At 38.8% G+C, this 23,163-nt stretch carries 24 protein-coding genes and 1 pseudogene; 11 read left to right on the top strand and 14 right to left on the bottom strand.

Going from position 1 to position 23,163, the window contains the following annotated elements:
• The first annotated feature begins 18 nt into the window (after positions 1-18).
• Positions 19-1,440, top strand: coding sequence for a pyridoxal phosphate-dependent decarboxylase family protein (locus tag ACOXY8_RS15570; RefSeq protein ID WP_458332535.1), 1,422 nt, complete (start codon positions 19-21; stop codon positions 1,438-1,440).
• A 166-nt stretch (positions 1,441-1,606) separates the two neighbouring features.
• Here ACOXY8_RS15570 and ACOXY8_RS15565 read toward each other — a convergent pair whose 3' ends face one another.
• The 3 genes from ACOXY8_RS15565 to ACOXY8_RS15555 all read right to left on the bottom strand — a co-directional run bounded on the left by ACOXY8_RS15565 (position 1,607) and on the right by ACOXY8_RS15555 (position 3,183).
• Positions 1,607-1,963, bottom strand: a complete 357-nt coding sequence (locus ACOXY8_RS15565) for a helix-turn-helix domain-containing protein (protein ID WP_458332534.1) — start codon at positions 1,961-1,963, stop codon at positions 1,607-1,609.
• A 4-nt stretch (positions 1,964-1,967) separates the two neighbouring features.
• On the bottom strand, positions 1,968-2,261 hold the full coding sequence (locus ACOXY8_RS15560) for a type II toxin-antitoxin system HigB family toxin (RefSeq protein ID WP_458332533.1): 294 nt from the start codon (positions 2,259-2,261) through the stop codon (positions 1,968-1,970).
• A gap of 97 nt (positions 2,262-2,358) precedes the next feature.
• Positions 2,359-3,183, bottom strand: a complete 825-nt coding sequence (locus ACOXY8_RS15555; protein WP_458332532.1) for an FkbM family methyltransferase — start codon at positions 3,181-3,183, stop codon at positions 2,359-2,361.
• A 149-nt stretch (positions 3,184-3,332) separates the two neighbouring features.
• Here ACOXY8_RS15555 and rlmD point away from each other — a divergent pair, with 149 nt between their 5' ends.
• The 9 genes and pseudogenes from rlmD to ACOXY8_RS15510 all read left to right on the top strand — a co-directional run bounded on the left by rlmD (position 3,333) and on the right by ACOXY8_RS15510 (position 13,917).
• Positions 3,333-4,739, top strand: a complete 1,407-nt coding sequence (rlmD, locus tag ACOXY8_RS15550) for a 23S rRNA (uracil(1939)-C(5))-methyltransferase RlmD (RefSeq protein WP_458332571.1) — start codon at positions 3,333-3,335, stop codon at positions 4,737-4,739.
• 2 nt (positions 4,740-4,741) lie between these two features.
• The gene (locus ACOXY8_RS15545) at positions 4,742-5,113 is read left to right on the top strand and encodes a hypothetical protein (RefSeq protein ID WP_458332531.1); all 372 of its coding nucleotides are present in this window, start codon (positions 4,742-4,744) and stop codon (positions 5,111-5,113) included.
• A gap of 83 nt (positions 5,114-5,196) precedes the next feature.
• Entirely contained in the window at positions 5,197-6,234 is a 1,038-nt protein-coding gene (locus tag ACOXY8_RS15540) for a sensor histidine kinase (RefSeq protein ID WP_458332530.1), read from the top strand.
• The gene (locus ACOXY8_RS15535; protein WP_458332529.1) at positions 6,231-6,914 is read left to right on the top strand and encodes a LytR/AlgR family response regulator transcription factor; all 684 of its coding nucleotides are present in this window, start codon (positions 6,231-6,233) and stop codon (positions 6,912-6,914) included. Before ACOXY8_RS15540 ends, ACOXY8_RS15535 begins: the two co-directional genes overlap by 4 nt.
• 142 nt (positions 6,915-7,056) lie before the next feature.
• Complete coding sequence (locus ACOXY8_RS15530) at positions 7,057-9,255, top strand: DUF5916 domain-containing protein (protein WP_458332528.1); 2,199 nt, start codon at positions 7,057-7,059, stop codon at positions 9,253-9,255.
• A 54-nt stretch (positions 9,256-9,309) separates the two neighbouring features.
• A pseudogene (locus tag ACOXY8_RS15525) lies at positions 9,310-10,435 on the top strand (DmpA family aminopeptidase).
• A gap of 99 nt (positions 10,436-10,534) precedes the next feature.
• On the top strand, positions 10,535-11,098 hold the full coding sequence (locus ACOXY8_RS15520) for an NUDIX domain-containing protein (RefSeq protein WP_458332527.1): 564 nt from the start codon (positions 10,535-10,537) through the stop codon (positions 11,096-11,098).
• A complete protein-coding gene (locus ACOXY8_RS15515; RefSeq protein ID WP_458332526.1) occupies positions 11,095-12,447 on the top strand; it encodes an MATE family efflux transporter in 1,353 nt (450 codons plus the stop codon). The genes ACOXY8_RS15520 and ACOXY8_RS15515 overlap by 4 nt, the downstream gene beginning before the upstream one ends.
• A gap of 111 nt (positions 12,448-12,558) precedes the next feature.
• Positions 12,559-13,917 carry a M24 family metallopeptidase gene (locus ACOXY8_RS15510; RefSeq protein WP_458332525.1) on the top strand — a complete coding sequence of 453 codons (1,359 nt, stop codon included), beginning with the start codon at positions 12,559-12,561 and terminating at the stop codon, positions 13,915-13,917.
• A gap of 54 nt (positions 13,918-13,971) precedes the next feature.
• Here the strand turns inward: ACOXY8_RS15510 and ACOXY8_RS15505 are convergent, their stop codons facing one another.
• Complete coding sequence (locus tag ACOXY8_RS15505) at positions 13,972-14,142, bottom strand: hypothetical protein (protein WP_458332524.1); 171 nt, start codon at positions 14,140-14,142, stop codon at positions 13,972-13,974.
• Between the two features lie 128 nt (positions 14,143-14,270).
• The gene (locus ACOXY8_RS15500; RefSeq protein ID WP_458332523.1) at positions 14,271-14,990 is read right to left on the bottom strand and encodes a lysoplasmalogenase; all 720 of its coding nucleotides are present in this window, start codon (positions 14,988-14,990) and stop codon (positions 14,271-14,273) included.
• Between the two features lie 221 nt (positions 14,991-15,211).
• Between ACOXY8_RS15500 and ggt the strand changes: the two genes are divergently transcribed.
• Positions 15,212-16,912, top strand: coding sequence for a gamma-glutamyltransferase (ggt, locus tag ACOXY8_RS15495; protein WP_458332522.1), 1,701 nt, complete (start codon positions 15,212-15,214; stop codon positions 16,910-16,912).
• 72 nt (positions 16,913-16,984) lie between these two features.
• On the opposite strand, the gene ACOXY8_RS15490 is transcribed toward ggt, so the two are convergent.
• The 9 genes from ACOXY8_RS15490 to ACOXY8_RS15450 are packed head-to-tail and all read right to left on the bottom strand — an operon-like array spanning position 16,985 to position 22,934.
• Positions 16,985-17,437 carry a hemerythrin domain-containing protein gene (locus ACOXY8_RS15490; RefSeq protein WP_458332521.1) on the bottom strand — a complete coding sequence of 151 codons (453 nt, stop codon included), beginning with the start codon at positions 17,435-17,437 and terminating at the stop codon, positions 16,985-16,987.
• Positions 17,437-18,153, bottom strand: coding sequence for an iron-sulfur cluster repair di-iron protein (gene ric, locus ACOXY8_RS15485; RefSeq protein WP_458332520.1), 717 nt, complete (start codon positions 18,151-18,153; stop codon positions 17,437-17,439). Before ric ends, ACOXY8_RS15490 begins: the two co-directional genes overlap by 1 nt.
• Positions 18,154-18,170: 17 nt before the next feature.
• The gene (locus ACOXY8_RS15480) at positions 18,171-18,608 is read right to left on the bottom strand and encodes a hypothetical protein (RefSeq protein WP_458332519.1); all 438 of its coding nucleotides are present in this window, start codon (positions 18,606-18,608) and stop codon (positions 18,171-18,173) included.
• Positions 18,608-18,994: a group III truncated hemoglobin gene (locus ACOXY8_RS15475; RefSeq protein ID WP_458332518.1), complete on the bottom strand. Its 387-nt coding sequence runs from the start codon at positions 18,992-18,994 to the stop codon at positions 18,608-18,610. The genes ACOXY8_RS15480 and ACOXY8_RS15475 overlap by 1 nt, the downstream gene beginning before the upstream one ends.
• Positions 18,995-19,005: 11 nt before the next feature.
• Positions 19,006-19,410, bottom strand: coding sequence for a cytochrome C (locus ACOXY8_RS15470; protein WP_458332517.1), 405 nt, complete (start codon positions 19,408-19,410; stop codon positions 19,006-19,008).
• The gene (locus ACOXY8_RS15465) at positions 19,403-19,675 is read right to left on the bottom strand and encodes a hypothetical protein (RefSeq protein WP_458332516.1); all 273 of its coding nucleotides are present in this window, start codon (positions 19,673-19,675) and stop codon (positions 19,403-19,405) included. The genes ACOXY8_RS15470 and ACOXY8_RS15465 overlap by 8 nt, the downstream gene beginning before the upstream one ends.
• 4 nt (positions 19,676-19,679) lie before the next feature.
• Complete coding sequence (locus ACOXY8_RS15460) at positions 19,680-20,693, bottom strand: cbb3-type cytochrome c oxidase subunit II (protein ID WP_458332515.1); 1,014 nt, start codon at positions 20,691-20,693, stop codon at positions 19,680-19,682.
• 25 nt (positions 20,694-20,718) lie between these two features.
• A complete protein-coding gene (locus tag ACOXY8_RS15455; protein WP_458332514.1) occupies positions 20,719-22,455 on the bottom strand; it encodes a cbb3-type cytochrome c oxidase subunit I in 1,737 nt (578 codons plus the stop codon).
• A 44-nt stretch (positions 22,456-22,499) separates the two neighbouring features.
• The gene (locus ACOXY8_RS15450; RefSeq protein WP_458332513.1) at positions 22,500-22,934 is read right to left on the bottom strand and encodes an RrF2 family transcriptional regulator; all 435 of its coding nucleotides are present in this window, start codon (positions 22,932-22,934) and stop codon (positions 22,500-22,502) included.
• Positions 22,935-23,163 lie beyond the last annotated feature (229 nt).

Below are 23,163 nucleotides of genomic sequence, written 5' to 3'. Positions count from 1 at the left end.
AGGTCTAAATATCTCTATATGTTCCCAGCTGATTTAGACTTGAATGCCGAGCAAAGAAAAGACCTTTGGCAAAAACTTTCCAACATAGTTGAAGACTATTATGCACATGGTGACAAATTTTCCGTATCGCCGGAACTGGATCCTTTGGCCATTCGGAAATTCCTTGCTGAGCTCGATTTGGAGAGAGCTAACGAACCAGCATTCGCACTGCAAAAAGTGAAGGAAGGTCTAGATAAATGGCAAGTGCATTTGGGACATCCGATGTATTATGGCTTGTTCAATCCACGCCCATCTGCAATGGGTATAATTGCTGATGCATTGGTGGCAGCATATAACCCGCAAATGGCAGCTTGGAGTCATAGTCCCTTTGCTGTGGAAGTGGAGAATTATCTTATTCAGGAAATAGGGAAGAGATTTGGAATGGCTGAAAACAGTATTGATGGCACATTTTGTACAGGAGGTGCAGAGGCAAACCAAACGGCTGTGCTCACTGCGATTTGCCAAAAATTCCCTGATTATATTATGCACGGCGCAAGAGCATTAAAAGGACAACCCATATTATATGCTTCAGAGCAAAGTCACCACTCATTAATGAAAGCCGCGAGAACATCTGGCTTAGGTTCCTCGGCCACTCGAATGGTGCCATCTGATGATCATCTGAAAATGGATTTGACCGCACTCATGCGATTGATTGCAGAAGACAGAAAAGCAGGCAATATTCCATTTATGATCGCTGGCACTGCCGGTACAACGGGTGCTGGCGTGATCGATCCGTTAGTTGAAATTGCTGAGATATGTAAAGCTGAGGGATTATGGTTTCATGTAGATGCTGCATGGGGTGGCGCTGCGGCCATAGTACCTGAATTGAAAACAGCAATTGGCGGAATTGAATTAGCGGATTCCATCACGTTCGATGCGCATAAGTGGTTTTCGGTGCCAATGGGTGCAGGTATTTATTTGACCAAACATCAAGAAATTCTAAGCCGCACATTTAGCATCGCAGCGGACTATATGCCAAAAGAAGGCAAAGAATTGGGTATAGTAGATCCTTTTTCTCATTCGATCCAATGGTCAAGAAGATTTACAGGGCTGAAAGTATATATGAGTTTGCTCGTTGCCGGCTGGGAAGGCTATGAAAAAGTAATTCGCCACCAAGCTGAAATTGGAGCTAAACTTAAGGCATTACTCATCCAACATAATTGGGAGGTGGTAAATGACACGCCATTTCCGGTAGTTTGCTTTAGAGGCAAAACCCTCGAAACACAAAGCACAGAATACTTACAAGCATTATGTGGGCGGGTGGTGAAAAGCGGTAAAGCTTGGATCTCCACCATTGCTTTGAAACCTGACTTATTTGCTTTACGGGCTTGTATTACCAATTATGCGACAGAAGACCATCATCTTCAAAAGTTAGCAGCCATATTAGAAGAATACAGATAGTCAATGTGCTTTTTGATTAATTGAACCATGTATAGCGTTTGAGGATAGTAGCTGCACCTGATATATGCATTTCACTTTCCTTCAGTATTAAAGGTAACAATATGCAGTAAACTCTCCGTCACTACTTCAATCGCCATGGAACTACACAGTGTTGGCAAATTGTGTTTCAATAGTCAGCAATCAATGACTCATAGGGTATTTTTAATTTCTCGTGAATATTCCTGATCATCTTAAGCGTAAGTTTTCTTTTTCGGCTAAAAATCTCCGATACCCTGCTCTTGTATCCAATAATATCAGCTAAATCTTTATTATCCATTCCCATTTGTTCCATTCTAAACTTAATAGCTTCAATTGGGTCTGGAGCACTAATGGGATAATGTTCATCTTCATACTTCTCAATCAAAATTGATAATATTTCGGCCTCGTCCCCTTCCGTTGAGTCAGGGTGAGCATGGAATATCTTTTCAAGCCGCTTTAGGGCTTTGTTGTAATCTTCTTCGGTTTTTATAGCCTTTATATCCATTAGTTTAAATTTTATCTGCGTCTACCTTATCGTAATCATTATGGGTTCCAATGAAACGAATAAGCATAGATTGCCTTACATAATTGATGTCTACAATCAATCTATACTTATTGCCACAAATATTAAATACAACTCGCCCACTCTTCAGAACACTCGCATGTGCATATTCAGCCTTGATATCAACAGGACTTCTCCAGTTTGCCTTGGAAGCTTCTTTGTACCAGGTTTTTAACTGCTCTTCTGAATCGGCATGACTTTTCCAAAAGTCCCGAAGTATCTTTTTAGCAATTACTCTCATTAATTTCGATTACTAACGCTCAAAGATAATAAAAAGTTACCAAAACGGGAACCTTATAAAATTTTTATTCGCAGGGTGTTTCTCGCAGGTTTACTATCTATTCAATAGGCTTTGCCATCATTTCAAAATGCTTACGTTTACTCATATCTGATTTAGCTAGTTTTTCACGCGTATTACCGGCCTCAAATCCATCGATGTAATAAAGATCGTAGCCCATATCTACGATGGTATTGTACAAATCGTCCCGCTCAGCTTCGGTTAAGCGCTTATAACACTCTACCAGCAAATTGGGCTTGTATTCAGCAATTATTCCCTTCAGACTTTTCAGAATTTCCTTGTCGTAGCCTTCTGCATCTATCTTGATGAGCGACAACTTGGGAAGCTCATTTGCATATTCTTTTCGCAAGACATTCTCAAGATTTTTGCCTTTTACATCCAGCGTGAAATTGTGTCTATGATTAGTACTTTCGATATGATCTAAATAGCCGCCATTACAAAATGAAGCATCAGAATACTGAAAAGTGAAGGTGCCATCTTCGTCGGTTGCTGCGTAGCAAACAGGCTTAATATTGCTTTTATCCTTGTTTTGGGCTGCATTTACTTCCAATATTTTGAACACATAGGGATTTGGCTCAAGTCCAAGTACTAAACCTCCCGCCCCAGCAGCCAATGCCATGGGTACCGTAGTATCTCCAGTATGTGCACCGATGTCAATACCGAATTCGCCTTCCTTTAATAACTCCGAAAAGAAATCCACCTGCTTTTGGCTTATCTCCTTTTCACCTTCAAAAGGATGATTCCATTGTGCATAATTGACCTTTCCCGTTTTCTCCAGATCAAAGGATTTCATTGTATGACCATATTCACTGAAAGTCCGCTTCAGTTTCCTTTTCTCTAACTTCTTCTTTATGTAATTGATCATTGATTTTAAATTTGTAGAATTTTAAATTTACTAAAATTTTAGGAAATCGAATTCAATCCTAATTAAAAATTGCGCATACCATTTCTAAGCCCTTTACTTTTCCAACACAGGGAAATTATCTTCTTCAAAATCCCTACTTTTGTGGCATGTTGAGTAGAAAAAGTAAAAATGCAATTGTCGAAAACGTGACCATTGAAAAAATGGCTGCTGAAGGCAAATGCATCGCCCGTATTGATGGGCGGGTGGTATTTGTAGAATATGTAGCTCCGGGTGATGTGGTTGATCTTCGGATGAAAAAAGTGAGGAGCAAATTTGCAGAAGCTGAGGTGGTAAATTTCAAAGAAAAATCACCCTTGCGGGAGGAAGCATTTTGTAGCCATTTTGGAACTTGTGGAGGCTGCAAATGGCAGCATATCAGATATAGCGAACAGCTAAATTACAAAAGTCAGCAAGTGCAAGATGCATTGGAGCGCATTGCTAAAATTGAGTTTCCGGAGATTAAGCCCATATTGGCTTGTAAGCAAGATCGAGAATATCGCAATAAACTAGACTTCACCTTTTCGGACAAACGCTGGCTCACCATTGATGAAATTCGTAGTGGAAAAGAATTTGAATCCAATGCATTGGGCTTTCATATTCGCCATGCATTTGACAAAGTATTGCAAATTGATACTTGCCATTTGATGCCCGAGCCTTCCAATACCATCCGACAAGCTGTTTATGATTTTGCGCTCAAAAACGAAATCCCATTTTACAATCTCAAAAATCAAGATAGTGGCTATTTGCGAAATTTGATTTTACGCCAAAGTAGCAATGGGCAAGTAATGGTGATATTACAAGTAGCTCGAGATATGCCCGAACTGCTTGAGCCAATAATGGACTTTATCAAAAATTCATTCCCGCAGATTACTTCCTTGAACTACATCATCAATCAGAAATTGAATGAGTCGTATTACGACCAAGAAGTGGTTTGTTATAGTGGTACGCCATTCATAGAGGAAGAAATGGAAGGATTGACTTTCAGGGTAGGTCCAAAGTCATTTTACCAAACCAATAGCTTGCAGGCCTATGAGTTATACAAAGTGGCAAGAGATTTTGCTCAGCTCAAAGGCGACGAGATCGTGTATGACCTCTATACTGGCACAGGAACCATTGCGAATTTCGTAGCCAAAAAGGCTAAAAAGGTAATCGGGATTGAATCGGTGCCCGAGGCAATTGAGGATGCTAAACTGAATTCCGAAATAAATAAAATCGACAATACGGTATTCTATGCAGGTGATATGAAGGATATGCTCAATGAGGATTTTATCCTTGAGCATGGCAAACCAGATGTCATCATTACCGACCCTCCAAGAGCTGGAATGCATGCAGATGTGGTGGATGTTTTAATCAAAAGCCAAACCTCCCGCATTGTTTATGTAAGTTGCAACCCCGCTACACAGGCAAGAGATTTGGCAATGCTCGATGCTGCATACAAAGTAGTAGCAGTACAACCGGTGGATATGTTCCCACAAACTGCCCATGTCGAAAATGTTGTTTTACTAGAAAAACGTTAATTATGACTACTATTCACAATGATGTAGAACTCGATGGCAAATACATTGGTAAAATCACTACAGATTTCCTGAAAGTATGTGATACGATAAAGGAAGCTTCTCAACAAATTCGTGAACGTGGTTTTTCTGAATATCCAATATTTCCAATGTGCCAGCAATTGCAGCCAGTTGGCAGTTTGCTCTTTGAAAGAGGTCGCCAGGAAAATGAATGGAATTACTATATGACCTATGTGGATGAATTTATCCAACGCAAACTGATCGAGGACGAAGAGAATTTCAAAAGGGTATATAAAAATCCTGATGAGTTTTGCTGCTTGTTCGTGATCGATGCTAAGTTTACCAATTTCATATTCGTACCTTATCCGGAAGATTAGTTAGTCGAAAAAATCAGGTGGTTGCTCGAATAAAATTTATTCCATGCAAAGGATAATGCTATTTCGAGCAAACAATCACCGACATGAGCACAAACACACAACAATTGAAACAAGGAAGCAACCAATGGATTGAAATACTGAATGATCCGAGAGCGCATATCATTCTCCATCTGATTGGTTGGTTTTTCTTATTTCTCATTCTCTTATTTACTTCATCAGCCAACCATTTCTCGGATGCATTTGCGAGTGCAGCCTTTCTTACTTTACTACTTTCCATGGTAGTATATATCAATCATGGCAAGCTGGTTCCACGCTTTTTCAGCAAAAACCGATACATCATTTGGGCATTATCATATACCATTAGTTGCATTTTAGCAGCCCTCCTTTTTATGGGATTATTAGAGGTATTCGATGTTGACGTTCGCAATTCTCGTCATTTTGGTATCCATTTAGCCTTTTTCGTCATTCTGAGCTTTCTGATGCTGATAGGCAAGTTCATCCTAGAATACTTTATGAACTATGTGCAATGGGAAAACAAAGCCACCCAACTCGATTCTGAAGTAAAACTCCTTCGCGCACAAGTAAATCCACATTTTCTCTTCAATAGCCTTAATTCCATCTATAGCTTGGCGCTGGAAAAAGATGATCGTGCACCTGAAATCACCATGAAATTATCGCAAATCATGCGCTATATGGTTGATAGAGCTCACGAGGATAAAATTTTACTCAAAGAGGAAGTCAATTATCTGCGTGATTATCTTGATCTGGAAAAGCTACGAACAGGAGACAAGGCGGAAATTAGTTTTGAAGTAAATGGAGAAACAGATTTCAAAATGGTAGAGCCTCTATTGTTGATTCCTTTTGTTGAAAATGCTTTTAAGCATGGCATCAATACGCTAAAAAGCGGGGGGGTCGTTCGTATCAATTTGGAATGCAAAGCCAAGCAAATTACGTTCACTTGTATCAACAATTTCAACTCATCTATAAAGAAAGAAAGCACAGGCACGGGCATCAACAATGTGCGCAAACGTTTGGAAAGACTTTATCCGGGTCGTTATGATTTGTTTATCAATAAGGAAGACGCACAATTCAAAGTGGTACTAAACCTTTACTTACAATGAAATACCCTTGCTTGATAATTGATGATGAGCCATTGGCAAGAAGGGTAATCCGAAATTACTTAAACAAATTGCCGGAGTTCGACCCAGTGACTGAATTCGACAATGCTGAAGAGGCGCTTACACATATTAGTAAGCATTCTATTCCCTTAATTTTTTTGGACATCAATATGCCCGAAATCACAGGATTGGATATGGCCAAAATGCTCCCTAAAACTACCGAAGTCATTTTCACTACTGCATACTCACAACATGCAGTAGAAGGCTTCAGCATGGAAGTGTTGGATTATTTAGTCAAACCTATTCCCTACCCTAGATTTTTACAAGCCATCCGTCGCTTCAAAGAAAAGCATACAAAGGAAAGTACATTCTATTTTATAAAGGAAGGGGGACAATTCCACAAAATCGCACTTGACGACATCACCTTTATTGAGGGAATGAAGGATTATGTGAAAATTCACACCACAGATAAAAGCTACATTCAGCATCAAACCATGAAAAATTTAGAGGAAGTCCTCCCGCCAAATAAATTCATGCGCGTGCACCGTTCCTTCATTATCAACTATACCAAAATCAATAGTTATTACGCTTCTGAATTAATTATCGAAAACAAGAAAATTCCAGTAGGCCAAGTTTACAAAACTGCTGTAACTGAATTACTCGATTCCAATTTGCTTAAATAGCACCTAACAAATCATGATTTAGAATCTCTCTCATTTTTGTTACCATTCAAAACTATATTTGGCCAAACCATCAAAAAAATAGAATAAATATTTTGAATGGCTTGAAAAATCAGCCACAATCTATTTGATTGGTGCCCAAACCATGAAAAAAAATCTATTTCTACTCGCTTTAGCGATATCACTTTTTTTATCTCTAGAATCTTTCGGCCAAAATGGCCTTGAATTAGACCCACTAATAGCCAAACAAGCAAGAGGTGCGATAGTAATTGATGGCGTGTTGGATGAGACAGATTGGGATTTAGCTTTACCTACAGATCAATTCTTCCAGTATTATCCAGCGGACACATCTATGGCCGAAGCGCAGACTCAAGTGCGGATTACTTACGATGAAAATTTCATTTATGTAGGAGCCATTATGCAAAATAAAGGGCCTCGAAGCTATGTAAGTACTTCTTTGAGGCGTGATTTTCGTGGCGAACAAAACGATGGCTTTACGGTAACATTCGATACATTTTTGGATAGAACAAATGCCTATCAGTTTGGAGTAAATCCCTACGGAGTACAGCGTGAAGGGCTTGTAGCAAATGGAGGGTTAGGCTCAGGAGATTTGAGCTTAGCTTGGGATAATGTATGGTTTGCTGAAGCAAAAATTTACGATGGCTATTGGATAGCGGAGATGGCGATTCCGCTAAAAACTTTGCGATTCAGCGAAGGCTCTACCAAATGGAATGCTAACTTCTATCGCATTGATAGTGAATATAATGAACGATCTACTTGGGCACCTATACCCAAAAACTATAGCATGATTGCACTTGCATTCGCAAGAGAAATTATTTGGGAGGTGCCACTTGGAAGCCCCGGCTCCAATATAGCTTTAATCCCCTATGCTGCGGGAGGAATTACCAAAAACCACCTTGAAGGCACAGAAACAGACCATAATTTCAGTGTAGGTGGTGATGCAAAAGTTGCCATTGGCCCGGCTTTGAATTTGGACTTAACATTTAATCCGGATTTCTCCCAAGTTGAGGTAGATCAGCAAGTAACTAATCTCGATCGCTTCGAAATCTTCTTTCCCGAAAGGCGGCAATTTTTCTTGGAAAATGCTGATCTATTTTCCGATTTCGGTATGCAACGAGCACGACCATTTTTCTCTAGACGAATCGGTGTAGATCGAGATGAAAATACTGGACAAAACATCCAAAATAGAATTATCCTCGGTGGCCGCATAAGTGGTAAAATAGATAATAATTGGCGGGTAGGTTTGCTCAATATGCAGACCGATAAAATACCAGAAAGTGGAGTCGAAAGTAAAAACTACACTGTTGCTGCTGTCCAAAGGAAAATATTTGGCAGATCCAATATTGGTATGATCGTAGTGAATCAAGAATCCTTTGACTTGAATACTACAAATAACTATAATCGCCTAGTTGGTTTAGATTACAACCTCGCATCTAGTGATAATAAATGGTCGGGCAAATTCTTCTTTCACAAATCTATTGAACATGAAAATCCAGACAAAAGCTTTGCTGCACATGGCCGTCTTTTATACGATGATTTGAATTGGACTGCAAGTTTGACTTACACCAAAATCGGTGAAAATTACAACCCTGAAGTGGGTTATACGCCTAGAACCAATTATAGTCAAGCTTCACCTCGAATTGGCTATCAATGGTTCCCACAATCTAATTTGGTTAATCGCCATGGCCCAACAGTAGATTTAGATTTTATCTGGAATCAAGAGTATGGAATGACCGATCAAGACCTTTCTATCAACTATAATGTACAATTTCAATCGTTAGCAAATTTCTCTGTAAGTGCTAAGCAAACTTATACTTATCTATTTTCCTCATTCGACCCAACTAATACTGGTGGAGAGAAATTAGCCGCAGATACAGATTACCGCAATTGGACGTATAATGTGGGTTTCAGATCTAATTTAAGGCTTCCATTTAGCTATAATATTAATGCAAGTACAGGCGATTATTTTAACGGAACAAGAGATAATTTGAGAGGATCAATCAATTGGAGATTTGGCTATTCTGGCACCATTTCACTTGATGCCAATTACAACAAACTCCGTCTTCCAGAGCCTTATAATGATGCCGATCTATTCTTAATCGGACCAAAATTCGATTTCACTTTCTCACGTAGTGTATTCTGGACCACATTCGTCCAATACAACAACCAGATTGACAATGTGAATATCAACACCCGCTTTCAGTGGAGATATAGACCAGTTTCGGATCTTTTTATTGTGTACACGGATAATTACTTCCCGGATCAATGGATGTCCAAAAATAGAGCACTTGTACTTAAAATGACCTATTGGTTAAATATGTAGCCTTTTCGGGTTTGAAATTAATCTAGCTTCGCTATTTTGAAGAAAATTCGAGCTATGAAAAATTTACTACTTCTGATTTTTCTATTGCCAAGTATTGTCTGCGCTCAAAAAAGTCGAGTGCGAGACCTTGGCATTGAAGTGGGTGTAATGCGAACAGGCGCACTCAATGCAATTACCGATGTGCCTGGCGTAAAAGTTGGCCATAGCACTACCATCGAAGGTGAAAATATTCGCACTGGAGTCACAGCTATTCTTGCTCACGGAGAAAACATTTTTCTACAAAAAGTTCCTGCTGCAATTTTTGTTGGCAATGGTTTTGGCAAATTAGCTGGCAGCACCCAAGTGCAAGAATTGGGAAATATCGAAACGCCTATAATCCTCACAAATACACTCAGTGTAGGCACTGCCATTTCAGCTACGGTAGAATATATGCTAGGCTTAGAAGGAATGGAAAATGTAGGCTCCGTAAATGCCGTTGTGGGCGAAACCAATGATGGAGGCCTTAATGACATTAGAGGAATGCATGTGAAAAAGGAGCATGTTTGGGAAGCAATAAAAAATGCTAAATCCGGCGAAGTAGAAGAAGGAAATGTAGGTGCTGGCACTGGCACCGTGGCATTTGGCTGGAAAGGTGGAATTGGAACTTCCTCCCGCGTATTACCAAAATCGGCGGGAGGATATACGGTAGGTTGTCATTGTGCAAAGCAATTTCGGAGGCGTACTGCAAGTGAATGGTGTGCCAATCGATAAAGAAATGAATCGCCACATACTCAGAAATGCCTACGAAAGTGCCGACGGTTCTTGCATGATTGTAGTCATGACAGACGCTCCTGTGAACGAACGTAACCTAGAAAGAATGGCCAAAAGAGCCATGATGGGATTAGCCAAAACAGGTGGAATTGCATCGAATGGCAGTGGTGATTATGTAATTGCTGCTTCCACTGCACCGGAATTAAGGATCGCTCATAATTCTAAAGAAAGTCTAAATCCTCCCGCTTCTTTTCTAAGAAACGATAATATGACATTGCTCTTTATGGCAACTATTGAAGCCACTGAAGAAGCCATTCTCAATTCTTTATTTATGGCAGAAGATATGACAGGACGTGGAGGGAGAACTGTAAAAGCAATGCCAGTCTCAGAGGTCATGGAAATTTATAAGAAATATCAGCCTGAAAAATAAGCTAGCTTACTTTAAGATCGCTGCGATTATTTACCATTTCTTAGATTAGCATTCATAGGAATTTCATCCCGCTACAAAAAGTATGGCTACCTTTGCGCCATGGATGAAAAGCGCAACCCCTGGACAACTCTTTCCAAACGTAAAGTTTACGATAACCCTTGGATTCATGTGGAAGAACATCAAGTGATTAACCCAAATGGTGGCAAAGGAATTTATGGAAAAGTCCACTTTAAAAACCGAGCGATTGGGATAATTCCAATAGATGAAAATGGATATACATGGCTGGTTGGCCAGTATCGTTACACCTTGGATGCCTACTCTTGGGAAATTCCAATGGGTGGCGGGTCGATCGAAAGTGAGCCTTTGGAAGCCGCTAAACGTGAACTGAAAGAGGAAACCGGCTTAAGCGCTGCAAAATGGATTACACTATTGGAAATCCATACATCCAATTCGGTGACAGATGAGCTTGGCTATGTTTTCATTGCAGAAAATTTAACCCAAGGCGAAACTGAATTTGAAGAAACGGAAGATTTGAAAATAATGCATTTGCCATTTACAGAAGCATTGGAAATGGCAATGGATGGAAGAATAACAGATAGTTTGAGTTTAGCCGGACTTTTCAAAGCCGCTAAACATTTAGGAATTTGGAAGGATCATAAATGAAAAATAGTTTAAGCTATAGGGAGCATTTTCGCAGAAACATCACCCTTGCCTACCCTGTAGTTCTTAGCCAATTGGGACAAGTAATGGTAGCTGTAGTGGATAGTGCCATGGTGGGCCAGACAGGTTCCATTCCACTGGCAGCAGCTTCCTTGGCCAATAGCATCACCTTTATAATGATTGCTTTTGCTATTGGGATTTCTTATGCGATTACGCCACTAATTGCAGCAGCCGATGGGCAAGGTAGAGCGAGAGAAATCTCCGAAATTCTACGACACGGATTGGTGCTAAATATATTCGCCGGACTGATGATTTTCATTTTGATAGCATCAGGATCAGGACTATTGCACTACATGGGGCAAGATCCTGAAGTAGTAGAATTGGCCATTCCATATATGGGCATTATTGCTTTTTCGATTGTGCCTTTGATGGTTTTTCAAACGTTCAGACAGTTTACAGAAGGTTTATCTCAAACTAGACAAGCGATGGTCATTACTATTGCGAGTAACTTACTGAATGTCTTTCTGAACTATCTGTTAATTTTTGGTAAATGGGGATTCCCTGCGCTTGGTTTGAATGGTGCAGGCTGGGCCACGCTAATTTCGCGGGTGGTAATGGCAACGGCGATGTTTCTATTTGTAGCCTACGCGCCGAGATTTGCTTCGTATATCAAAAAACTACAGTTCAAGAGGTTTTATAGAGAGCGATTTAATCGCTTATTAGGATTGGGAATCCCATCAGGAATGCAGTTTTTATTTGAAGTGAGTGCATTTAGTCTTGCCGCAGTAATGGTAGGTTGGCTGGGTGCGGATGCTCTAGCTGCACATCAGATTGGTATTTCATTAGCCTCCATCACTTTTATGATGGCATCGGGAGTTTCTGCAGCTTCCACCATCAGAATTGGTAATCAATTAGGCAGAAAAGATATCCCAACTTTACGAGTAGCTGGCTTTAGTAATTTCTTACTAATCGTTGCTTTTATGGCTGTGAGTGGCGTATTATTTATTGTATTTCGCGATTTCTTGCCTACACTATTTATAACAGATGCTGATGTAATTGCAACCGCTTCAAGTTTATTGATAATAGCGGCATTCTTCCAAATATTCGATGGCGTACAAGTTGTGAGCTTAGGCATCCTCCGTGGATTGCAAGATGTGAAAGTACCTACATTAGCCACTTTTGTAGCCTATTGGATTATCGGTTTGCCAGTTGGGTATTTATTAGCATTTGAGTTTGGCTATGGAATCAAAGGCGTTTGGTATGGTTTGTCTATTGGGCTGGGAATTACCGCTGTGACTTTATTTTACCGATTCGATCAATTGACTAGGAAGTTGAGAAAGGCGATGCAATAGGGATGTACTTTAAAATTTCTTAGAAAACTACTCCATTACTAAATATTCATTTTAATTTTTCCATAAGACCCTCTTTAGCTATTTTGTGAATCAATTCTAAACTATTCACAAATGAGGATTTTATCCATACTTTTTATTTCCCTTTTTGCCTTTCCTGCTATGGCACAATTTCAATTGGAAATGCCTGCCATATTAGATGAGAAAGAACGCTCCATTATTGTTGACAGATTATTAGAAGAACGCTTCGAAACGGTGCTTCCCGACCTGATGCGGAAACATGGTATTGATATGTGGATTATCATTTCAAGAGAATATAATGAAGATCCCGTGCTACGTACGATGCTGCCTTCCACTTGGATTTCTGCTCGTCGCAGAACCATTATGGTGATGTACGATAGAGGTCCGGAACTAGGTGTAGAAAGACTAGCTATAGCACGATACGATGTGGGCAATTTATTTAAAGGAGCTTGGAATCAAGCTACACAGCCAGACCAATGGAAAGCTTTGGTTCGCTTAATAAATGAGCGGAATCCGAATAAAATTGCGCTTAATTTCTCCACCAATTACGCGCATGTGGACGGGCTCACATATACAGAGCATAAAGAGTTTATGGCCGAACTGGATCCTAAGTTTCAAGAAAGAGTGGTTTCTGCTGAGAATTTGGGTGTAGCATGGTTAGAAACTCGCACCGACAATGAAATGGCTATTTACCAGCACATTTGCCGAATTGCACATGTGATTATTCAAGAAGGGTTTTCAGAAAAAGTAATTACTCCGGGCGTAACGACTACCAATGATTTGGTATGGTGGTTTCGCAATAGAAATAGAGAACTTGGATTGGACACATGGTTTCATCCATCAGTCGATGTGCAAAGAGCTGATCCGGAAAACTTTGATCACTTAAGGACTTTTTCCTCCCGCCCCGAAGAGCAGGTGATTTATCCAGGCGACTTGATTCATGTGGATTTTGGCATCACTTACTTGAGATTAAATACGGACACACAACAGCATGCTTATATTCTGAAACCAGGAGAAACAGAAGTTCCAAAGCTTTTGCAAGATGCATTCAAGAAGGGAAATCGTTTGCAAGATTTGCTTACCAATGAATTCAAACAAGGCTTATCAGGAAATGAAATTCTTGCTAAAGCTCTTGCCAATGCTAAAGCTGAAGGAATCAACGGCACTATTTACACGCACCCTATCGGCTATTATGGTCATGCCTCTGGGCCAACTATTGGTATGTGGGACAATCAGGGAAGAACGATAGGTGCAGGTGACTATCCGTTAAACTATAGAACAGCTTATTCCATTGAATTGAATGCGGCTGTGGAGATTCCGGAATGGAAAAAGACCATACGAATAATGCTGGAAGAAGATGGTTACTTCGATGAAAATGGAAAATTCAGATACATTGATGGTAGGCAAACGGAGATCTATCCAATTCCTCGAATTTTACCTTATAACAGATAATTAAAAAAGGGTCACAATGTGGCCCTTTTCATTTTGAACAAATTTAAAATCCAATTACGGAAGCAACCCCTCTATATTTTCCGGCAAGGCCGAACCTTGTGTGTAAGCAGCAACTAATTGAAAAATGACAATTAAAATATATACAAAAGAACCTGTCGCTGTTAAAAATCCTAGGATGGTTAAGCCTAGACCTGCGTTTTCTTCGAGCTTAGCAGTAGTCTTCATAGCATTTTGGTTTAGGTTAAGAATAGTTGAATATCCTGAAAATAAAACTTAAAGTCAAATTTTAATTGGATTTTATTCCGCTAATCAATATAAAATGCCGTTTGAGCTAAATCAGGCAGAATTTTCTATTAAATTATTTCCGGCTCCGGAATCGAATCTTCTTGCAAAAATTGATAATGTTTGATCAATCCTTCTATAATAAACCACTGCGCAAGGATATAAGTAAGCATTACATAGAAATGACCATTCTCTATAGAGCCCACAAATTTGCCTAAACCTAAAATAGCATCTGAAGTAAGAAATAGCAGTGCTCCGAATAATGTGAGGCTGTAACTTACTTGTGACGTTTTACCATTTCGCTGCACTGCCATTATACCCATCAATACAATAACGATACAGTAAAACACGACTGGAATTAATAATTCTCCTAAGAACGGATACATAATATAGAGTAACAGAAAACCGAAAAACATCATCGTCACCGACCAAAATACTCGGCGGAGCAAGGTGCTTCGATTATTAGCTACTGGCACTACTGCATTTTTATAGGTGAATACATAAAACAATTGTCCGAGCAAGAATGCTCCTAACCCAAAAAGAAATAAATCTGCAAAGATTAGCAGCACATCACCAAGCCATGAGAAAAAAAGTGCCAATAGGGCAGTGCGAACAAAGCCATGTTGAGTACTTTTTTCGACTGAATTGAAAAAGTAAATACCCAATATGAGTATCAATCCTGGTTTGCTGAGGTTAGCCAAAGCATTTAGATCGAACGCAGTTCCTATTAGGTTGGCCGCAGAAACCATCAGAAATAATATTAGCCAAGGACGGGTCTTTTTGGAATTCATGAGTCAAATAGAATTGATAGGTAATCAGATAGATAATATTCCAACAAAAAGTCTACGATTCAAAATATAAGTTACCGCTTTTCACAATTACACCCATTGGTACGGTGGCTCAATTTGAATGAAACAATTTGCATATTTAGACCAATAATCTCCTATTATAAAATTCTTGTAGGTGTTTCATCTCAAACCCGTTAAATTAAAGCTTTACAATACACATCATTATGACTAGAAATATATTTATAGGAGTGGCTATTCTATTAGCTACACCATTTGCATTATTGGCACAAGATCGCGTGGTAGGCAAGAGTTTCGCTACCCGATCGGAGGTAATTGCTCAAAAAGGAATGGCTGCTACTAGTCATCCATTGGCTACTCAAGTTGCATTAGACGTGTTGAAATCTGGCGGAAATGCCATTGACGCCGCCATCGCAGCAAATGCCACATTGGGCTTGATAGAGCCTACTGGAAATGGTATGGGAGGCGATTTGTTTGCGATTATTTGGGATGCTAAAACCCAAAAATTGCATGGACTTAATGCCAGTGGTCGCTCACCAAAAAGTCTTACGCTAGAATATTTCAAGGAAAAAGGCATGACTCGGATTCCCGCTTATGGTCCGCTACCCGTATCCGTACCAGGTGCTGTGGATGGCTGGTGGGAAATGCATCAGAAATTTGGTTCTAAACCTTGGGCAGAATTGTTTGATCCTGCGATCGGCTATGCTCGAAATGGCTTTCCGATTCCCGAGTACATCGCCTATTACTGGGCAAGAGGAATCGATATTTTGGGTGAATATCCAAACTTTATGGAGACCTTCAGTATAAATGGAAAAAAGCCTGTAACAGGAGATATTAAAACCAACCCTGACCTTGCCAATACTTTTGAGAAAATCGCAAAAGGCGGGAGGGATGAATTTTATAAAGGAAGCATCGCAAGGACTATTAGCGACTTTATTCAGAAACAAGGTGGCTTTTTGAGCTATGAGGATTTGGCATCGCATACTTCGGAATGGGTGGAACCGGCTTTGGTAAATTATCGCGGATATGATGTTTGGGAATTACCTCCAAATAGTCAAGGTGTTGCCGCATTACAAATGCTAAATATCCTCGAAGGGTATGATTTCTCTGAAATTCCTTACGGCAGTCCTGAACATATTCATTTGTTTGTGGAAGCTAAGAAACTTGCTTTTGAGGATAGAGCTAAATTTTATGCAGATCCTGCCTTCCAAGATATTCCATTGGATTGGCTGATTAGCAAAGATTATGCAGCCGAAAGACGTGCATTAATTAATCCGGATCGAGCTGCTCGCACTTACGATGCCGGCAACCCTGCCTTGCGGGAGGGTGATACTATTTATATGACTGTGGCCGATGAAGACGGAAATATGGTGTCGCTTATCCAAAGTAATTATAGAGGAATGGGTTCTGGAATGGTGCCCGATGGATTAGGCTTTGTATTACAAGATAGAGGCGAACTTTTCGATCTGAATGAAGGGCAATTCAATACCTATGCTCCCGGCAAACGTCCATTCCAAACGATTATTCCGGCCTTCATTACCAAGGATGGTCAACCGATGATGAGTTTTGGAGTAATGGGGGGTAGTTTTCAGCCATTAGGCCATGTGCAAATCGTAATGAATATGGTAGACTTTGGTATGAATATTCAAGAAGCAGGCGATGCTCCTAGAATAGATCATTTGGGCTCATCAGAACCCACAGGCGAGCGCATGCTCAATGGTGGTTATATTACTCTTGAAGATGGTTTTGGTTGGGATGTAGTTCGCCAACTAATGGACAAAGGCCACCAAGTACGCTGGGGCTTTGGCGGATATGGTGGATACCAAGCCATAAAATGGGATCCCGTTCGCAAAATCTACTTCGGTGCTTCAGAATCTAGGAAGGATGGACAGGCTGCGGGGTATTAAGGGTTGGGGATTTTTATTATAATCAATTTTATTGAATTGGAGAAAAATATAGATTGGGTATAATCATCAAAGTTAAACCCAAAAAGGATCTGATAAATTGTCCTTAAACTTGGTTTCTTTATGATGAAATTGAATTTGAGTCAACTGATCTTGAGTGGCGATAGCTTGAATTTCATTAAATAAAACACGCTCTTCAAATCTAATATGATTATCTAACTCTTCTTCAATCAAACTCAAGTTTCTTAATATCTCTTTTGTAGACTCAAATAATCTCCTTAATCTACGATGTTCTAATAATGCCCTTTTAATAAGTCCATCTTCTTTACTTAGGATTGGAAAAATGAATTTTTCTTCGATCTCAAAATGTGGCAACAAATGGTCTTGATAAAACCAATCTACATACATTTTCATACGGCTAGGTTCAATTCTCTTTTTGATACCAGCTCTAATTTTCCAACAAAGTAATAAGCCGTGATGATGTTCACGACTTATCGCTTGCAGGAATTCGTTTCGTTTAATAGGCATTAGCTAATTTGTTTTTCTAATTCAATAGCTTTAGGAAACAAAATATTATTTTCTAAATGTATATGCAGATGTAAATCTTGTTCAAATTCTTTCAGTAGAGCAAAGGTCACTTGGTAGGTATTACAAGCATCTAGTGGCGGAGTGAAACCATTACTAATTTCATCAATCTTCCGGAATCGCTCTCCTTCTACTGAATGCTCTTCCACCATCATTTTTATGGGGTTTTGAACAGTATCAAAATGTGGAATTCCAATGCTATTTCCTCCTTGCTTCGCTTTTACCATTTTTCGAATGAAAGGAAATAAAATCAGTTCTTCCTTTTTCATATGAACAGCAAGCTCTCCTGCGCTTTCATTAAATTCATTTCTGATTTCAAAAAGTTCTGGATGATTTTGTCCATGTACTTTACAAATTTTATCTAAATATGGCTGTATCTCTAACGTTTTATCTTGAACGTACCGATGATGTTTCTTTTCAATATAATCAGCCAATAAATCCAAGGGCCATGATTGATAATCTGAAAAACTATTACTGTTTGCTTGAGTAACTTCCTCCAAATCTGCTAGTACTTTTATAAATTCAACTCCCTTCTTTTCACTAGCTTCTTGAATAGTTCGGTTGCCTTGACAACAGAAATCTATTCCATACTTTTTGAATACGGATGCTGCGCGGTAGTCCTTCGCAACTAATTCTCCTATGATCTGATTTCCTTGCATGTTCATGATTTTAATCTTTACGATTTTTTAAATTGTGAAACTCCATATAAGCTCAAGCAAACCACTTTGATTACCTCTATTCCTATATAATAAAAGTGTACGTTTGATGAAGGTGGGATTTGATTTTGTATGATTAACTCGGCTCTTGCATCTAGTATTGGAAGCAGCCATATAGTTTGAAGGCTTAGCAGGATTACTGGAATCGAAAAAAGCGCTATTTGCATTGTCGTGGGTCTACTTTTATCAAAAATCAAGTTAACAATAACAGCAAGTGCGAAAACCCATTCTACCTTATTAAGAGCATCAAATACTAATCGCCCAATCCCTAAACCAATTTGTAGAGAAACTCCAGGTGCTTGAAATTTAAGCCATGCTTCCATAAAACTGATTGCACTTACAAAGCCAATCCAAATGAAGGCAGAAAGTAGGGCTATCGGGTGCTTTATTCTTACCATTACAAAGGCATTAAAGAATTATTTCTATTATATCCTATTTTAGAATGAAACATAGTTGCCATTCGCTCTCCCTGCCATTTTGCTCGATTTGCTTTTTCGCCTTCAAACAAGCCATCTATGGTTTCATAAAATAGTTTCAGCCAACGTTCAAAGTGTTCTCCCGATACTGGTAAGCTTGCATGAGGTAAAAATGGGCTCCCATAATAGGTATGCTCTTCCAATAAAACAGTTTGCCAAAAGCGATGCATTTTCTCAAGATGTTCTGGCCATCGATCTTCAATTTTACTATTGAATACTTCTGAAAGTAAATCATCCTCTCGTACTTTTTGATAAAAGGCATTGACCATGATCTTAATATCTTCAAGAGTTTTTATGTCCTTTTTCATTTGATAAATTCTTACAGACTAAAATTTGTAATCAAATAATAAATTGCCCAACCGAAAAAACTAATCAACAAAATCCACAGCCAACTAGGAATACTCTGTGGTGTTTCACTTCCCTCAATGATGAAGTTTTTATGATTACCCTTGTCATAGGAATTGATCATCAAAGGAATAGTCCCATCTACTACACTGTTTTCGCTAATTCCCTCAATCGATATAGCCGGCCCATTTCGCACCATAAATTTTATTTTCCTTATGCCCTCTCTGCCGTTTGGTGATTTACTTACAATCTTTAAAGTGTGTTCTCCATCAGTCAATTTTCGAGTATCAAGCTCAAAATGCACCGGTGTGAATAATTCAGATATTGGCTGATTTTCATCATCGATAAAAAGGAATATTTTACTTCTCTCTTCACTCATAGTATTCTTGAGTTAAAATTATCTGCTTGATATGATCATCATTTTTCTCACCTGGCTTAAGTAAGTACTTTAGAGAAAAAACTAAAGTCAACAATGTGATACCAGTGATAATAGCAATAATTACCCAGTCAAAATTGCTTTGTGGGCCAGCTCCATGAGTCAAACCTTGTGTAATTTCTGGCTGCTGTTGTTCGCAAACAGGACAAGCTAAAACTACCTGATAAGACAAACTGAATAATATAAACAACAAGTACTTAATCTTCATACCATTAATTTTTATTGGTTATTTCAATTGCCGTTATGATTTTCTTAACATCCTCAACTCCTACCAATTTGGCATTATTCCCCCAACTAGACTTTTCATGATTAATAATTGCGGTAATTTCTTCTGCTGATAAATTGTTGTCCGTTCCTACAGCATTCATTACCGCATATTCAGGTTTCGCATCGTACCCAAGCATTATAATGTTCACAAATAATTCTAAGTCATCACCTTGCACAATTGAGCTTCCTTTTAATGGTGGGAAAGCACCTTTTAGACCTTCACCATTAGCCTGATGACAACTCGCACAGTATTGTGTATAAAGGATTTGCCCATCAGGAAGACCAGCAGAGCCTCCATCAGAACTACTTATTATATCTCCTTCTTCATTTTTGTACAAAAACTCCATGGCGGGCTTACCATCTGGCAGTGGCGTTTGAATTAAACTTTGCAAATAAGCCACAAGATTGAGTGCTTCTTCCGAAGCAATTATTCTTCCTGTCACTCCAGCCCTAAATTGATCTGGCACATTTACTTCCACATCATCTTCACCTACTTCATTTTTGACTTCAAATAACCAAGGGTAGGCAGGCATTATAGACTGTTCAACAACGGCTCTCGGTTGGTATAGATGTAATAAGTTCCAAGCCATACTAGGTTGGCGCTGACCAATATTTGTTAGATCTGGACCAGTTCTTTCAGTTCCCATTAAGGTCGCCGTATTCCTCCAAAAATCAGTTCGGGTATTTCCTGCATAATCCGCAGCAATTCCGGGCCTAGCTCCCCAAACTTTATCCATTTCTATATTCCGGACCTGTTGTGTATGGCAAGCCACACATCCGTTAGATATAAAACTACTCTTTCCTAAGAGCGCTTGGCCACTCAGAGGCTCAAAATCAGGTAGCGTAGCATTGTTTTTTTGGTTATTTAAGGCAGGAAGGATCGCGACAAAAATTGTTAGCCCTATAAACAAGGCTAATGCTGTACCAAATAGTTTTTTATGATTATCGAAAAAATTCATTTTATATATCTTAAATATTTTCAGTTTATCTTTCCAAATTTCTTTTCGCCTTAAGAATTTCAATGGGTGATGTAGGTATCTCAATCACCTCCGTTTTTCTAACCATCACGTAGAAATTATAAGCAAACAAAATGTGAGAAACCCACATCAGCGTACCTCCTATTGCACGCCATAACCAATAAGGGGCCATCAACTCAACACTTTCTATAAATGACTTAGCACCTTCCATCCACATCAACCCTCGTAATGTTGATCCATACATCAGTGGAAAGGTGTAAAAAAGCAAACCGATTAAAGCCAACCAAAAATGCATCCCTACTAAAATTTGAGGAGGTTCTTTGCCTGTAAGCCGAGGAATCAAAGTATAAATGAAGCCCCAAAGCATAAAACAGATAATACCATACATAGTAAGGTGAGAATGTGCTACTGTGAAATCAGTGAAGTGCCAAACTAAATTGGTGAAACGAAAAGCTTGGGCAGTACCCTGCAAAGACCCTGTGAAATAGAAAATGATACCTATCAGATAAAAAGGTAAAGTGTAGCTACCTGAAAGTTTATACCAATCACCTTTAAATGTTAATAAGAAGTTAGCTGTACCTGCAACTACTGGAATTACCATTCCTACACTCCCCACTATAGCTACAGTTTGTAACCACCAAGGCACCGCGCTAAAAATAAAGTGGTGAGTTCCAATTAAAGTGTAAAAAAGAATTTGTGACCAAAAAGCTAAAATTCCCAAACTGTAAGAATATATGGGTTTATTAAGTTCTTGCGGGAGGAAGTAATACATAAGACCTAAAGTGAACAGCATAAACCACATACCAACTCCCTGGTGCATGTAATATCCCTGCACTATTGTTTCACCTAATCCATTTTGCCAACTTGGCCAATATGCTACAATGGCAATCACCAAAACAAACATCAATGCTGAAATTATGTACCAATTGGAAACATAGATTTCCTTTACAGTTCGCCTAGAGATTGTTCTAAAGAAATTAATCAAGGAGATAAAAACTCCTATACCAAACAAAGCCATTATTGGCCAGATATATTCTCGATATTCACCTCCACCATTATTAATACCAGCCATCAAGAAAATACTTCCTAAAACAACCGCGGAATTAATTAAGTAAAGTGACCAATACCCAATCCTTATACTTGCGATTGGCACATTGCTTACACGAGGGACAACATAATATGCAAGACCCACCATAGCTAGAGATGCCCAGCCCCAAAACACAGCATTAGTATGTACTGGTCGTAATCGTCCAAAACTCAACCAACTAAAATGATCAATATCAGGAGCGACGAATTTTATACCTAAATACTCACCAACAGTAGTCCCAAACAGAAGCCAAAATGTTGCACACCCTATATACCATAAAATGAGCTTTGTTAAGTCAGGCTGAATACTAAGACTTGGTCGGTTTTTCTTCTTTTTTTCAATAAAACGAAGTTCCTCTGCATGGCTAATATTATCTATTAACCCCCTTTCGTCATGTGGAGCATTTTTCCCAACCAATTCATTGTTTTCCAATGCAAATTCTAGCTCTTTCTGCCTTTCTTCTAATTTCCTTACCTCCGTAGGACTTAAGCCTTTCAAATATTCGGTAAACCTTTTTAACTCCTTTCTCTTTATGAAATTATTCAAGAGTGCATGAGCCTTTACTACAACCAAAACAGAGGCGATTAGTGTTGGTATGGCAATGAGTAATAAGGTGATAATAATTCCTGTTTCGCTAAATATATCTCTGGTTTCCATTTTTTTAAATCGGATATTTTTGTCCAGTATTGCATTAAAAAATTTTACCGCTTTAAAAAGGTTAATCCATCTTTCAAATCCTCTGCAAGTGATTTCACGGTTGTTGTTTCAAGCATCTCTCTCAATTCTTCACGAATTATCTTAAAATGATTATGAACTGGACAGGGCTTTTTTTCATTACAGTTTTTAAGTCCTAAACCACAACCTAAATAAACTTTGTCGCCATCAATAGCTGAAACAATGTCACTTAGTTGCACTCTTTCAAGTTGTTGTACATCCATCGAAAACCCACCTGTTGGACCCTTATCTGAGTTTATTATGAAACTTCTTGAAAGTTGTTGCAAAATTTTTGAAGTGTAGAACTCAGGAGAATCAATTGCTTTTGATATATCTTTTAAGCTCACTCTTTTATTCACAAGGGATTGATCAGCAATAAATATTGCTGCCTTCATTCCATATTCACAGGCTTTTGAGAACATTCAACTATTTTTAATAATCCAAAGGTACAAACTCAATTCTATAATAGACAACATTGTCCACTATTATTTTCACTAATCTACATTATGATATCTAATCTGCTAATAAATAGGCATTTTGCTTATTCTATCTTTAATATGCTTCTGAAAAGAAAATAGATTTATGCTATTTAACCAATTCTAAAATTTGTGAATAGTATTATTCTCGATTCTAACTGAATCATTGCAAATA

The organism is Peijinzhouia sedimentorum (assembly GCF_049340005.1).
In the GTDB taxonomy this organism is placed as follows: domain Bacteria; phylum Bacteroidota; class Bacteroidia; order Cytophagales; family Cyclobacteriaceae; genus CAXBDP01.
This window is presented reverse-complemented; position numbering and strand designations above follow the sequence as displayed.